This window comes from Veillonella sp. oral taxon 780 str. F0422 (assembly GCF_000221605.1).
In the GTDB taxonomy this organism is placed as follows: domain Bacteria; phylum Bacillota; class Negativicutes; order Veillonellales; family Veillonellaceae; genus F0422.
On record NZ_AFUJ01000053.1, the window covers coordinates 15892 to 30888 of the forward strand.

10 protein-coding genes are annotated in these 14997 nt (G+C 41.2%); all 10 read left to right on the forward strand.

The window, feature by feature from the left end:
- Nucleotide 1: 1 nt before the first annotated feature.
- Entirely contained in the window at nucleotides 2-535 is a 534-nt protein-coding gene (locus tag HMPREF9200_RS05795) for a cysteine hydrolase family protein (protein ID WP_009353938.1), read from the forward strand.
- Between the two features lie 44 nt (nucleotides 536-579).
- Nucleotides 580-777, forward strand: a complete 198-nt coding sequence (locus tag HMPREF9200_RS05800; protein ID WP_009353935.1) for a DUF362 domain-containing protein — start codon at nucleotides 580-582, stop codon at nucleotides 775-777.
- Between the two features lie 328 nt (nucleotides 778-1105).
- On the forward strand, nucleotides 1106-5272 hold the full coding sequence (gene rpoB / locus HMPREF9200_RS05805; RefSeq protein WP_009353933.1) for a DNA-directed RNA polymerase subunit beta: 4167 nt from the start codon (nucleotides 1106-1108) through the stop codon (nucleotides 5270-5272).
- A gap of 32 nt (nucleotides 5273-5304) precedes the next feature.
- A complete protein-coding gene (gene rpoC / locus HMPREF9200_RS05810) occupies nucleotides 5305-9549 on the forward strand; it encodes a DNA-directed RNA polymerase subunit beta' (protein ID WP_009353931.1) in 4245 nt (1414 codons plus the stop codon).
- Nucleotides 9550-9934: 385 nt separating this feature from the next.
- Nucleotides 9935-10180: a ribosomal L7Ae/L30e/S12e/Gadd45 family protein gene (locus HMPREF9200_RS05815; protein ID WP_009353939.1), complete on the forward strand. Its 246-nt coding sequence runs from the start codon at nucleotides 9935-9937 to the stop codon at nucleotides 10178-10180.
- A gap of 75 nt (nucleotides 10181-10255) precedes the next feature.
- Nucleotides 10256-10630 (forward strand): 30S ribosomal protein S12, encoded by a 375-nt coding sequence (gene rpsL, locus HMPREF9200_RS05820; protein ID WP_009353904.1) that lies wholly within the window; start codon nucleotides 10256-10258, stop codon nucleotides 10628-10630.
- Nucleotides 10631-10676: 46 nt separating this feature from the next.
- Nucleotides 10677-11147: a 30S ribosomal protein S7 gene (gene rpsG, locus HMPREF9200_RS05825; RefSeq protein WP_009353884.1), complete on the forward strand. Its 471-nt coding sequence runs from the start codon at nucleotides 10677-10679 to the stop codon at nucleotides 11145-11147.
- Between the two features lie 19 nt (nucleotides 11148-11166).
- Complete coding sequence (fusA, locus tag HMPREF9200_RS05830) at nucleotides 11167-13242, forward strand: elongation factor G (protein WP_009353908.1); 2076 nt, start codon at nucleotides 11167-11169, stop codon at nucleotides 13240-13242.
- An 81-nt stretch (nucleotides 13243-13323) separates the two neighbouring features.
- Nucleotides 13324-14511 carry an elongation factor Tu gene (tuf, locus tag HMPREF9200_RS05835; RefSeq protein ID WP_009353467.1) on the forward strand — a complete coding sequence of 396 codons (1188 nt, stop codon included), beginning with the start codon at nucleotides 13324-13326 and terminating at the stop codon, nucleotides 14509-14511.
- Nucleotides 14512-14670: 159 nt separating this feature from the next.
- Nucleotides 14671-14982 carry a 30S ribosomal protein S10 gene (rpsJ, locus tag HMPREF9200_RS05840; RefSeq protein WP_009353924.1) on the forward strand — a complete coding sequence of 104 codons (312 nt, stop codon included), beginning with the start codon at nucleotides 14671-14673 and terminating at the stop codon, nucleotides 14980-14982.
- Nucleotides 14983-14997 lie beyond the last annotated feature (15 nt).

The window sequence follows — 14997 nt, forward strand, 5'->3', positions numbered from 1 at the left end:
TATGAACGTATTGATTGTGATAGACATGCAACATGATTTTATTGATGGAACATTAGGTTCACCGCAGGCGCAGGCTATTGTACCGGCGGTACGTGAAAAAATCCGCAATTTTACTGGTCCTATTGTGTTCACTCGTGATACCCACGATGGCGGTTATCTTGAAAGCCAAGAGGGGAAACATTTGCCGGTGGAACATTGTGCCCGTGGCACCAAAGGTTGGGAAATTGCAGATGATCTATTGGAAGTGGCTCGTGAACGAGGTCAACGGGTGGATGTACTGGATAAACCTAACTTTGGGTCCTTAGATTTGTTGGCCCATCTTAAAGGAATGCATGAAGAGGAACCTATCGAATCTTTAACCTTGATTGGTTTATGTACGGATATTTGCGTGGTTTCCAATGCTTTGATTCTAAAAGCAGGATTGCCAGAAATTCCGCTTCATGTGGATCCGAAGTGTTGCGCAGGGGTGACCCAAGAATCCCATGAAGCGGCACTATTGACTATGAAGATGTGTCAGTGTATTGTGGAAGAGTGACATGTGGGGAGCCTCGTAGTATACTAAGGCTAGGAGGCTTGCTTATGTATTTTTATATTAATGATACCTGCGTTTGTTGTGCAGGGTGTGCTATGGATTGCCCTGCAGAGGCTATTACACGCAAAGGTGATCGCTATGTCATCCATCAGGACATGTGCATTCACTGTGGTGACTGTTATGCTATATGCCCAGTAGGTGCCGTGCAGATGGTAAAGAAAAAGGACTTGGATACGAACGAATAAAATGTTTGTGTACCAAGTCTTTTTTAGTTATTAATGGTATGGAGTATTACATGGTATTCGTACTATGGGGAACTTTCAGTATAATAGCTATTGACAAATAGATATAAGAAGATTATAATATTTAATTGCAAAAAAGTCACTATAACATTGAATTGATGAAGGAATATATCTAAGGTTGTGCTGAAATGAGGAAAGCAAGGTTCACAAGAAAAAATTACGAGCCTTGCTTATTTTGTCATTGGTCAGCAGGAAAACTGAGACCTGGAATCGTCTGCAGTCATACCGTTATAGAATATGTAAGCCAATTATTATGAGGGGTGAAAAGAACATGTTCAAACCTGAGCAAGTGGGTAAGCGTACTCGATATACCTACGCTAAGATCAACGAAGTTCTCGAAATGCCACATTTGTTAGACGTGCAACGCAAGTCCTATGAGTGGTTTTTAGAGAGCGGTTTACAAGATATTTTTAACGATATTTCTCCGATTAAAGACAATTCAGGAAAGTTAGCTCTTTCCTTTGAAGGTTTCAGCCTTGGAGAACCAAAATATGACATTAACGAATGCAAAAATCGTGATGCTACGTATGCAGCACCATTGCGCGTCAATGTTCGTCTCGTTAACAATGATCCAGAAAATCCAGATATTAAAGAACAAGAAGTATTTATGGGCGACTTCCCATTGATGACAGATACAGGAACTTTCATCATCAATGGTGCGGAACGTGTTATCGTATCCCAATTAGTTCGTTCTCCAGGTGTGTACTACGGTGGCAGTATCGATACCATGGGTAACCGTTTGTATGATTCCACAGTGATTCCGAACCGTGGTGCTTGGATCGAGTTAGAAAAAGATGCGAACGACATTGTGTCCGTACGTATCGACCGTAACCGTAAATTACCAGCTACAGTATTAGTACGTGCATTAGGTTGGGAAACTAACGAATCCATCTTGGAATTATTCTGGAATGGACAAGTGGATGAAAATGGTCATCCTGAATACGATGAACGTTTACTTCGTACATTAGAAAAAGACAGCACACAATCCTCTGATGAAGCATTAGTAGAAATCTACAAAAAACTTCGTCCAGGCGAACCACCAACTGTGGAAAGTGCTCGTAACTTATTCGATAACTTATTCTTTGATCCTCGTCGCTATGATTTAGCTCGTGTAGGTCGTTATAAATTAAATAAAAAATTAGGCTGGCGTCAACGCATGTTCGGTCAAACTTTGGCAGAACCAATCGTAGACGAAAATGGTGAAATCATCGTAGAAGCGAATACTTATGTGAACGAAGAAGTTCTTGACGTAGTGGCTAATAGCGGTGTATATAGCGGTGATGTAGTACCTGAGTTCTTCGTAGTGAATACAGATGGCACTGTAGTAAAAGTGATTTGTAACAATAGCAATTTGCCATTTAGTCATCGTACTGTGACTCGTGAAGATATGATTGCTAACGTAAGTTACATGATGAACTTGATCGAAAACATTGGTCAAACTGATGATATTGACCATTTGGGTAACCGTCGTCTTCGTTGCGTAGGCGAATTGTTGCAAAACCAATTCCGTATCGGTTTAACTCGTATGGAACGTGTGGTAAAAGAACGTATGACAATCCAAGACGTATCTGTTATTACACCACAAGCATTATTGAATATCCGTCCAGTTGTGGCAGCGATCAAAGAATTCTTTGGTTCTTCTCAGTTGTCTCAGTTTATGGACCAAACTAACCCATTGGGTGAATTGACACATAAACGTCGTCTATCCGCGTTAGGACCTGGTGGTTTATCTCGTGAGCGTGCAGGCTTCGAAGTTCGTGACGTGCATCATTCCCATTATGGTCGTATGTGTCCAATCGAAACTCCAGAGGGTCCAAACATCGGTTTGATTAACTCCTTGTCTAACTATGCGAAAGTGAATGAATTTGGTTTCATCGAAGCACCATACCGTAAAATTGAAAAAGTATATGGTACAGGCGAAGATGCTAACAAAGTATTGAAAGTTCGTGTTACAGACCAAGTTGTATATATGACAGCAGATGAAGAAGAAGGCATGACAATTGCCCAAGCGAACTCTCGCATTGATGAAGAAGGTTACTTCGTATCTGAGAACATTGCATGTCGTCGTGGTCATGATGTATTAGAAGTATCTCCAGATAAAGTAGACTACATGGACGTAAGCCCAAAAGAAGTAGTATCTATCGGTACTGCTATGATTCCATTCTTAGAAAATGACGATGCGAACCGTGCCTTGATGGGTGCGAACATGCAGCGTCAAGCGGTGCCTCTACTTCGTGCACAAGCACCTTTAGTAGGTACAGGTATGGAATACAAAGCGGCAACAGACTCCGGTGTTTGCGTATTAGCAAAAGAGGCTGGTATTGTTACACGTTGTTGGGGTAATGAAGTCCATGTACAACGTGATAATGGTCGTGTAGACGTATATAAAATGAACAAATTCATGCGTTCTAACCAATCTACATGCTTTAACCAAAAACCAATCGTATACCGTGGTCAATCCGTGGTGAAAGGTCAAGTATTGGCAGATGGTCCAGCGACAGATGGAGGCGAATTAGCATTAGGTTTCAACGTATTGGTAGCGTTCATGCCTTGGGAAGGTTATAACTACGAGGATGCGATTTTATTAAGTGAAGAACTTTGTAAAGAAGATATCTACACATCCATCCATATCGAAGAGTACGAATGTGATGCTCGTGATACGAAATTAGGTGCCGAAGAAATCACTCGTGAATTGCCAAATACTGGTGATGATAACCTTAAAAACTTGGATGAAAATGGTATTATCTGCATCGGTGCAGAAGTTAAACCGGGTGATATCTTAGTTGGTAAAGTAACTCCTAAAGGGGAAACTGAATTAACTCCAGAAGAACGCTTATTACGCGCTATTTTTGGCGACAAAGAACGTGAAGTTCGCGATACTTCCTTGCGTGTACCACATGGTGAAGCAGGTAAAATTGTGGATGTTAAAATCTTCACTCGTGAAAACGGTGACGAGTTACAACCAGGTGTAAATAAAGTAGTTCGTGTATATATTGCGCAAAAACGTAAAATCCACGAAGGCGATAAAATGGCGGGTCGTCATGGTAACAAAGGTGTCGTTTCTCGCGTTATGCGTCAAGAAGATATGCCATTCTTACCAGATGGTACACCAGTACAAATCGTATTGAACCCATTAGGCGTACCGTCTCGTATGAACATCGGACAGGTATTGGAAACGCATTTAGGTTGGGCAGTACAAGGATTAGGTATGCAAATTAAGGCAACTGATCTAAAAATCAAAGAAGTACTGAAAGAAGCTAAATTAAACGGTACATATTGGGATGAAATTGATGGCATCAAAGATATCTATGCAGAAATTGAAAGTTTAGAACAAGCCATTGCAGATCCTATGATTGCTAACTACCTTGAAACAGATAAACAAATTGATAGTCAAAAAGTAGTAGCCTTAGATAAAATTTTACATCGAGCTCAAGAAAAATTTGAAGATCTTGGTGGAGAAAAACGCTATAACTTCTTATTGGCTGAAGAAAAACGTATCTATGAATTAGGCATTGAAACATTTGATGATGTAGAAGCCGAACGTCCAGAAATGGAGCCAGCCTTAGAAGAGGAATTGCGTGCAATTCGTCGTGTAGTATATGTGATTGAAACGATTCAGCAAGTTCGTGAAAAACGTAGTCATTTACGTACTGAATTGGAAAAATTTGGTTATGACTATGATATGTATGGTATGCCAAAACCTGACGTGGCTGGTATTCATATTGCGACACCAGTATTTGATGGTGCTCATGAAAGTGATGTGTTCGATACACTTAGCATAGCTGGTCGTGATGATGATGGTAAAACTGTATTATACGATGGCCGTACAGGCGAGAAAATGGATAACAAAGTTACCGTTGGTTACGTATACATGTTAAAACTTCACCATCTAGTAGATGATAAAATCCATGCTCGTTCTACTGGTCCGTACTCTCTTGTTACACAACAACCATTGGGTGGTAAAGCTCAATTCGGTGGACAACGTTTCGGTGAGATGGAAGTGTGGGCTCTTGAAGCGTATGGCGCAGCGTATACACTACAAGAGTTGTTAACTGTGAAATCTGACGATGTTGTGGGCCGTGTAAAAGCTTACGAAAAAATCGTAAAAGGTGAAAATATTCCTGAACCTGGTGTACCTGAATCTTTCAAAGTATTGTTGAAAGAATTGCAAAGTATTGGCCTTGACGTAAAAATCTTGAATGAAGATCAAGAAGAAGTTCTTATCAAAGAATTAGATGATGAGGATGTACCGCGTCATGATGATATTCGTGAAGTGATGGAAGAAGGTACAACTGAAGCTACAGCAGAAGGAGAAGCTTCCACAGTAGAAGGAACACCTGACGGATACATTGTAGAAGAAGAGCCTGTAACAGCAGGTGAAGAAGATGATATTATCAGCCAAATCAGTGGCTATGTAGAATCTTCTGATAATGAGTAAGTACCACTATCTCGTAAAGGAGGGAGCATACAGTGCTAGACGTAAATGAATTTGATTCCATGCGAATCGGTTTAGCTTCACCACAACAAATTTTGGAGTGGTCTCATGGAGAAGTTAAAAAACCTGAAACAATTAACTACCGCACCTTAAAACCAGAGCGAGATGGTTTATTCTGTGAGCGCATTTTCGGACCAACAAAGGACTGGGAATGTCATTGTGGAAAATATAAACGCATCCGTTATAAAGGTGTTGTCTGTGATAAATGTGGTGTAGAAGTTACTCGTGCTAAAGTGCGTCGTGAACGTATGGGCCATATTGAATTGGCTACACCAGTGTCTCATATTTGGTATTTCAAGGGTATCCCATCTCGCATGGGATTGATCCTTGACATATCCCCTCGTTCCTTGGAACGTGTATTATACTTTGCTGCGTATATCGTAGTGGATCCAGGTCAATCTCCATTGTCTAAACAACAATTGTTATTTGAAACTGAATTCCGTGAATACGAAGCCATGTTCAATGATGCTGACTATAAAATCGGTGGTAAAAGTGTCATCATTGAAACCATTGCACAACGTCGTGAACGTTTGCAATTAATCAATTCTGCAAAACACAAAGAAGAAGTGAATGCAGAGCTTGCGGCGAATACAGAAATTCCAGAAGAAGAAAAAGAATACGAAGTATTAACTCGTGAAGAAAAATTAGAGCTTGGTGCCTTAGAAGAGAATACATTCGTGTGTATCGATATGGGTGCAGAAGCGATTAAAGAATTACTTTGCGAATTAGACTTAGAAGCATTGAATGATGAGTTGCGCAGTGAATTAGAAACTGCTACAGGTCAACGTAAAGTTCGTGCCGTTCGCCGTTTAGAAGTAGTAGAAGCATTCCGTCAATCTGGCAATCGCCCAGAATGGATGATCATGGATGTAGTACCAGTTATCCCACCTGAATTACGCCCAATGGTGCAATTAGATGGTGGTCGTTTCGCTACCTCTGACTTGAATGATTTGTATCGTCGTGTTATCAATCGTAATAACCGTTTAAAACGTTTACTGGATTTAGGCGCTCCTGATATTATCGTGCGCAACGAAAAACGTATGCTACAAGAAGCTGTGGATGCGTTGATTGACAATGGTCGTCGTGGCCGTCCTGTGACTGGTCCTGGCAACCGTCCATTGAAATCCTTATCCGATATGTTAAAAGGTAAGCAAGGTCGCTTCCGTCAAAACTTGTTGGGTAAACGTGTTGACTATTCCGGCCGTTCCGTTATCGTAGTTGGTCCAGAATTGAAAATGCATCAATGTGGTCTTCCAAAAGAGATGGCATTGGAATTATTCAAGCCATTCGTTATGAAACGATTGGTAGAACGTGGACAAGCTAGCAATATTAAAGCCGCAAAACGTCAAGTAGAGCGTATCGGTGCTGGTGTTTGGGAAGCTTTAGAAGAAGTTATTAAAGAACATCCAGTATTACTAAACCGTGCCCCTACATTGCATAGATTAGGTATCCAAGCCTTCGAACCAATCCTTTGGGAAGGCCGTGCTATCAAATTGCATCCATTAGTATGTACAGCCTTCAACGCCGACTTTGACGGTGACCAAATGGCGTGTCACTTACCATTGTCCGTAGAAGCACAATCAGAAGCACGTACCTTGATGCTTTCATCCCATAACATCTTATCTACTAAAGATGGTAAACCAGTAGCAGTTCCATCTCAGGATATGATCTTGGGTACTTACTACCTAACAGTAGTTCGTAAAGGTACAGAAGATAAGGCAAAACGCTTTGCAAATTATGATGAAGTGATGTTGGCATATGATTCTGGCGCCATCGGCTTACAAGACGTTATCTACATTCGTATCGAAGGATATGGTCTAGTTAAAACGACAGCAGGTCGTTTGATATTCAACGAAGCTTTATATCCAGAAATCCGTCAATTTGTGAAAGAAGAAGACGGCACATGGTCCTTGGGTAAAGTCATGGATAAGAAAATGGTTGGTAAATTAGTCGACCAATGTTTCCAAGCGTTCGGCAACGAAAAAACTGCAGAACTATTGGACCGTATTAAATCCTTGGGCTATTCCTTTGCTCGCCGTGCTGGTATGACAATTGCTATTGCGGATATCAAAGTACCAGAAGTAAAAGCTGGTATCGTAGAAGAAGCAGATACAGAAGTTAATAAAGTATCCCGTCTATATCGTCGTGGTTTAATTACAGAAGAAGAACGTTACCGTAAAACGATCGAACTTTGGAATGAAGCTATCGACAATGTAACAGAAGCCATGATGGATAATATGGCGGCTGACCAAGATGGTTTCAACCCAGTATATATGATGGCGATTTCCGGAGCCCGTGGTAACAAACAACAGATCCGTCAGTTAGCGGGTATGCGTGGTTTGATGGCGGATCCATCTGGTCGTATCATCGACTTGCCTATTAAAGCAAACTTTAAAGAAGGTTTGACTGTATTGGATTACTTTACGTCCTCTCACGGTGCTCGTAAAGGTTTGGCCGATACAGCCCTTCGTACAGCTGACTCCGGTTACTTAACACGTCGTCTTGTTGACGTATCTCAAGACGTAATCGTTCGTGAGGAAGATTGCGATGTGGTAGGTATCGACTTAGCTCGTGAAAGAGCTCGCTTAGCGCGTAATACAAAAGATGCGTTAACATACTTGAAAGATGATTTAATCGGTCGTGTATTGGATCGCGATGTAGTGGATCCTATGACTGGTGAAGTGATTGCTGACGCTGAAAGCATCGTAACAGAAGCAACTATTGAAGCATTAGCAGAATCTCAAGTGAAATCTATCGCATTACGTGGCGCACAATTGGGCAGCGATAGCGACATCAACCATACTAATATTGTTCAAACCATTGCGTTAGGTGAAGTGGATGATACCATTCGCACGACATTACGCAATACAATGATTGAAAACATGTTGGGTAAAGATACTGTGTATCCTGTTATTGATAGTGAAGGTGTAGAAATCTTCCCTGCTCATACAGCATTAACAGAAGAAGCTATCGAAGCTATCTTAAACTCTGATGTAAAAGAAGTTCAAGTACGCAACAATGAAATTCATGGCATTGAAGTAGAAGCTATCGTGGAAGGTACTGGCGTTATCGAACCATTGAAAGATCGTATCGTGGGCCGTACAGCAGCAGAAGAATTAATCAATAAAGAAACTGGTGAAGTCATCGTTCCATTGAATGGTGAAATTACTGATGAATTAGCTGATGAAGTAGTAAAACATTACGACACAGTGAAAATCCGTTCTGTATTGACTTGTCGTTCTCCATATGGCGTATGTATGAAATGTTATGGCCGTGACTTAGGTACTGGTGGACAAGTACAAGTTGGTGAAGCAGTAGGTATTATTGCGGCACAATCCATCGGTGAACCAGGTACACAGTTAACAATGCGTACATTCCATACAGGCGGTGTTGCCGGTGATGATATCACACAAGGTTTACCTCGTGTCGAAGAATTGTTTGAAGCACGTCGTCCAAAACGTAATGCTATCATTGCAGAAGTAGAAGGTACTGTACGTGTCGTTCCTAACGATAATAAAAAAGGCACCAATACCATCTTCATTACTACAGCTGAGGGTGAAGAGTTTGATTACTTAATCCCTTATGGATCTCGCATCATTGTGAAAGATGGTGACGTAGTATCTTTAGGCGCACGTTTAACAGAAGGTTCCATTAACCCTCATGACATTATGCGTGTAATGGGTACAGAAGCAACGCAACGTTACCTAGTATATGAAGTACAAAAAGTATACAAATCTCAAGGTGTAGAAATTAACGATAAACACATCGAGGTTATCGTTCGTCAAATGTTACATAAAGTGAAAATTGAAGATGCTGGCGATGCAGATGTATTACCAGGAGATTCTATCGATGTAAATACATTTGAAGATGAAAACCGTCGTTTACGCTTAAATGGTAAAAAAGAAGCTACTGGTGTTCGTACACTATTGGGTATTACCAAAGCAGCCTTGGCAACCGACAGCTTCTTGTCAGCAGCTTCCTTCCAAGAAACAACACGTGTTCTTACAGAAGCAGCGATCAAAGGTAAAATTGATCCATTACTTGGCTTAAAAGAAAATGTTATCATTGGTAAATTAATACCAGCTGGTACAGGCATGAGCCGCTATCGTAAAATTAAGGTAATAAAACATACGCCTGAATTAGAAGATCTAGTAGTGGATACAGAAGTAGTCAGTGCAGATGTAGCAAGTGAAACTACAGATGTAGAGACAGCAGAATAATATAAGACAATCAGACGAGCATAGATAGCTAGTTAACATTGTTGGAAGGAATAGCGGATAACAACCTGCAGGAAGTTATCCGCTTATTTCTTTATGTCATATAAAAAATAATTTTGTTATATCAATTTCGCATAGATAAAATACAAAAAAGAAAATACAATGCATATACATACAAATAAAGCACGATAACTGTATAAAACCAACTCAAAATATACAAAAAAACATATTTTTGAATCGCACGGAAGCATGTACATATAAAATGCTTTATTCTAGCGATTTGTAAGGGATAAAATCGTTTGACAGGGCATATAAACAATGGTACACTAGTAAAGTGTTTAAGGAGCAGTGCGCCCTAAAGCAAGTAACGAATAAGAAGGAGACGCATATGACAATCGATATGCTTTCAAATGCAAATCTCATAATAGGAGCGAAACAAACCCGCAAAGCCGTGGGACGCGATGAAGTAGAGTGTGTATTTGTAGGTCTTGATAGCGATGACCGAATTATCTTGCCGATTCTGGAAATTTGTTTAGAGCACAATGTGCCTGTAGATCGAAATCATACGATGGAAGAACTTGGGCAAGCTGCTCATATTAAAGTAGGAGCTGCCGCAATCGGCGTGCTTCGCTAGTTTTGGTAATATCCGAACGATATATTATCGAGCGGATCAATTATAAATCTAATTGTTTGGAAAGGAGGTGCCCACATGCCAACTATTAACCAGTTAGTACGTAAAGGCCGTAAAACTTTAGTGCGTAAATCTGACTCTCCAGCTTTGAAAGAGTGTCCACAAAAACGTGGTGTTTGTACTCGTGTATACACAGCTACGCCTAAAAAACCGAACTCCGCGCTTCGTAAAGTTGCCCGTGTTCGTTTGACAAACGGTATTGAAGTAACTGCATACATCCCAGGCATTGGTCACAATTTACAAGAACACAGCGTTGTACTTATCAGAGGCGGTCGTGTTAAGGACCTTCCTGGTGTGCGTTATCACATCGTTCGTGGTGCATTGGATACAGCTGGCGTACAAAATCGTATGCAAAGCCGCTCCAAATATGGCGCGAAACGTGCTAAAAAATAATTTAGCATAAGATTAGAGAACACACATCGTTAAAGGAGGAATTGACATGCCAAGAAAAGGCCCTGTTGTGAAACGCGATGTACTACCAGATCCGGTGTACAATAGCAAATTAGTAACACGTTTCATTAACAAAGTAATGTACGATGGCAAAAAAGGCATTGCTGAATCCATCGTATATGATGCATTTGAAATTATTCGTTCCAAAATGGGTCAAGACCCTATGGAAGTTTTTGATCAGGCTTTAAAAAATGTAATGCCTGTATTAGAAGTACGTGCTCGCCGTATCGGTGGTGCTAACTACCAAGTGCCGGTTGAAGTTCGTGCTGATCGCCGTTTATCTCTAGGTATTCGCTGGATGGTAAACTATGCTCGTCTTCGTGGTGAACGCACTATGAAAGAACGTTTAGCAGGCGAATTAATGGACGCGTTCAATAATACTGGCGCAGCTATTAAGAAAAAAGAAGATACTCATAAAATGGCAGAGGCTAATAAAGCATTTGCTCATTACAAATGGTAATTAGTTAAGGAGAAATATAGTGGCAAGAGAAGTTTCTTTAGAGAAAACTCGTAATATCGGTATCATGGCTCACATCGATGCTGGTAAAACAACCACAACGGAACGTATCCTTTACTATACTGGTCGAGTTCACAAAATCGGTGAAGTACATGAAGGTGCTGCTACGATGGACTGGATGGAGCAGGAGCAAGAACGTGGTATCACTATCACGTCCGCTGCGACTACTACTCAATGGAAAGGTCATCGCATCAACATTATCGATACTCCTGGTCACGTAGACTTTACAGTAGAAGTAGAACGTTCCCTTCGTGTATTAGACGGTTCCGTAGCTGTATTCAGTGCGAAAGGTGGCGTAGAGCCTCAATCTGAAACAGTATGGCGTCAAGCGGATAAATACGGCGTACCTCGTATCGCTTATGTAAATAAAATGGATACAGTAGGTGCTGACTTCTTCCGCGTAGTTGATATGATGAAAGCTCGTTTAGGTGCTAATAGCGTAGCTATCCAAGTGCCTATCGGTGCAGAAGACACTTTCAAAGGTATCATTGACTTGGTAACTATGAAAGCTGAAATCTACATCAGTGATGACGGAAAAGAATACGAAATCACTGAAATTCCAGAAGAATATGCTGATGTTGCAGCAGAGCGTCGTGAAATGTTAGTGGATGCAGTTGCTGAAACTGATGACGAATTGATGGAAAAATATTTGGAAGGTGAAGAAATTTCTGAAGAACAAATTAAAGCAGCTCTTCGTAAAGCTGTGTGTGAAAACACATTGTTCCCAGTTCTTTGCGGTTCTTCCTACAAAAACAAAGGTGTACAAATGTTGTTAGATGCTGTAGTTGACTACATGCCAGCTCCAACAGATGTACCAGCGATTAAAGGTATCGACCCTAACACTGGTGAAGAGACAACTCGTCCTTCCACTGATGACGGTCCTTTCGCTGCATTAGCCTTCAAAATTATGGCTGACCCTTATGTTGGTAAATTAGCGTTCTTCCGTGTGTACTCCGGTACATTAGAGTCTGGTTCTTATGTATTCAACTCTACAAAAGGTAAAAAAGAACGTATCGGCCGTATCTTGCAAATGCATGCTAACAGCCGTCAAGAAATCGACCGCGTATACGCTGGTGACATCGCTGCAGCAGTAGGTCTTAAAGATACTACTACTGGCGATACACTTTGCGATGACAAAGCGCAAGTTATTCTTGAATCCATGGAATTCCCAGAACCAGTTATCTCTGTTGCTGTGGAACCAAAAACTAAAGCGGACCAAGAAAAAATGGGTATGGCATTAGCTCGTTTGGCTGAAGAAGATCCAACTTTCAAAGTTCGTACTGATGAAGAAACTGGTCAAACAATCATTTCCGGTATGGGTGAGCTTCACCTTGACATCATCGTTGACCGTATGAACCGTGAGTTCAAAGTTGACTGTAATGTAGGTAAACCTCAAGTAGCATACCGCGAAACAATTCGTAAAGCAGTTAAATCTGAAGGTAAATTTGTTCGCCAATCTGGTGGTAAAGGTCAATACGGCCATTGCTGGTTGGAAATCATTCCTCAAGAGCCAGGTGCTGGTTTCGAATTTGAAAATAAAGTTGTTGGTGGTTCTATTCCTCGTGAATACATTGGACCAGTTGAGAACGGTGTTAAAGAGGCTATGGAATCCGGTGTTATCGCTGGTTATCCAATGGTTGACATCAAAGTTATCGTATTTGACGGTTCTTACCATGATGTTGACTCCTCTGAAATGGCCTTCAAAATTGCAGGTTCCATGGGCTTCAAAGAGGGTGCTCGTAAAGCTGACCCAGCATTACTTGAACCATACATGGCTGTTGAAGTAGAAGTTCCTGAAGAATACATGGGCGACGTAATCGGTGATTTGAACTCCCGTCGTGGCCGTATGGATGGAATGGAAGCTCGCAACGGCTCCCAACATATCAAAGCATATGTTCCATTGAGCGAAATGTTCGGATATGCTACTGACCTTCGTTCCAAAACACAAGGTCGCGGTAACTACTCCATGACATTCGATCATTATGAAGAAGTGCCTAAGAAAATTGCTGAAGAAATTCAAGCTAAGAAAAATGGCTAATCAAAAGTGTATCTAGTGGGGCGTACAGCCCCACAGGATTACTATATATAAAGTTTTAATTATCCGGGAGGACAATTCAAAATGGCAAAAGCAAAATTTGAACGTAATAAGCCACACGTTAACATTGGTACTATCGGTCACGTTGACCATGGTAAAACTACTTTAACAGCAGCAATCACTAAAGTTCTTGCTGAAAAAGGTCAAGCTGACTTCCAAGACTACAGCATGATCGACAAAGCTCCAGAAGAACGTGAACGCGGTATCACAATCAACACTGCACACGTAGAGTACGAAACAGACACTCGTCACTATGCACACGTTGACTGCCCAGGCCATGCTGACTATGTTAAAAACATGATCACTGGTGCTGCTCAAATGGACGGCGCTATCCTAGTTGTATCCGCAGCTGACGGCCCTATGCCACAAACTCGTGAGCACATCTTGTTAGCTCGCCAAGTTGGTGTACCAGCTATCGTTGTATTCATGAACAAAAAAGACATGGTTGACGATGAAGAATTATTAGAATTAGTAGAAATGGAAATCCGTGAATTGCTTTCCAGCTACGAATTCCCTGGCGATGACATCCCAGTTGTGGCAGGTTCTGCATTGAAAGCATTAGAAGGCGACGCTACATACGTAGAAGCAATCAACGAATTGATGGCTCGCGTTGACGAATACATCCCAACTCCAGAACGTGATACAGACAAAACATTCTTGATGCCTGTCGAAGACGTGTTCACAATCACTGGTCGTGGTACAGTAGCAACTGGCCGTGTAGAACGTGGTCAAATCAACGTAGGTGACGTAGTAGAAATCGTTGGTCTTCAAGAAGAACCATCCAGCACTACAGTTACAGGTCTTGAAATGTTCCGTAAACTTTTGGAATCTGCAGTAGCAGGTGACAACGTAGGGGCACTTCTTCGCGGTATCGACCGTAAAGACATCGAACGTGGTCAAGTATTGGCTAAACCAGGTTCCATCAAACCTCACACTAAATTCAAAGCAGAAGTATACGTGTTGACAAAAGAAGAAGGTGGCCGTCATACTCCATTCTTCTCCAACTACCGTCCACAATTCTACTTCCGTACAACTGACGTAACTGGCGTTATCAGCTTACCAGAAGGTACAGAAATGTGTATGCCTGGTGATAACATCACTATGAACATCGAGCTTATCACTCCAATCGCTATTGAAGAAGGTTTACGTTTCGCGATTCGCGAAGGTGGCCATACAGTAGGCGCTGGTGTTGTTACAGCTATCGAAGCATAATCTGACTGAAAGATTATCTATATAAACCGTGCAATCAAGGAGCGGCAAACTTGCCGCTCTTAGGTTGTGTATAAACTATGATATAGAAGGTTGCCCTCGAGAGGGAGAATTTCTATGGAGCAGTTCATTCTGGAAATGGACGAAGGGAGATATATAACAATGGCAAAACAACAAAAAATCCGTATTCGCTTGAAAGCATATGATCACAAAGCATTGGATCAAAGTGCTCAACGTATTGTAGACGTTGCAAAACGCAATGGCGCATTGGTTTCTGGACCAATTCCATTGCCTACAGAAAAAAACATTTTCACGATTCTTCGTTCTCCGCATGTTAACAAAGATTCTCGTGAACAATTCGAAATGCGTACACATAAACGCTTAGTAGAAATTATTGAACCAAATTCGAAAACAGTAGATGCAATCACTCGCCTTGATTTGCCAGCTGGTGTATCTATTGAAATAAAATTATAAGAAATAAGGAGGTGC

Bases quoted from the DNA above. Each gene is read 5' to 3' on its own strand.
- HMPREF9200_RS05815 (WP_009353939.1), top strand. From the start codon at position 9,935: ATGACAATCGATATGCTTTCAAATGCAAATCTCATAATAGGAGCGAAA.
- HMPREF9200_RS05800 (WP_009353935.1), top strand. From the start codon at position 580: ATGTATTTTTATATTAATGATACCTGCGTTTGTTGTGCAGGGTGTGCT.
- rpsJ (WP_009353924.1), top strand. From the start codon at position 14,671: ATGGCAAAACAACAAAAAATCCGTATTCGCTTGAAAGCATATGATCAC.
- rpoB (WP_009353933.1), top strand. From the start codon at position 1,106: ATGTTCAAACCTGAGCAAGTGGGTAAGCGTACTCGATATACCTACGCT.
- rpsL (WP_009353904.1), top strand. From the start codon at position 10,256: ATGCCAACTATTAACCAGTTAGTACGTAAAGGCCGTAAAACTTTAGTG.
- rpsG (WP_009353884.1), top strand. From the start codon at position 10,677: ATGCCAAGAAAAGGCCCTGTTGTGAAACGCGATGTACTACCAGATCCG.
- HMPREF9200_RS05795 (WP_009353938.1), top strand. From the start codon at position 2: ATGAACGTATTGATTGTGATAGACATGCAACATGATTTTATTGATGGA.
- tuf (WP_009353467.1), top strand. From the start codon at position 13,324: ATGGCAAAAGCAAAATTTGAACGTAATAAGCCACACGTTAACATTGGT.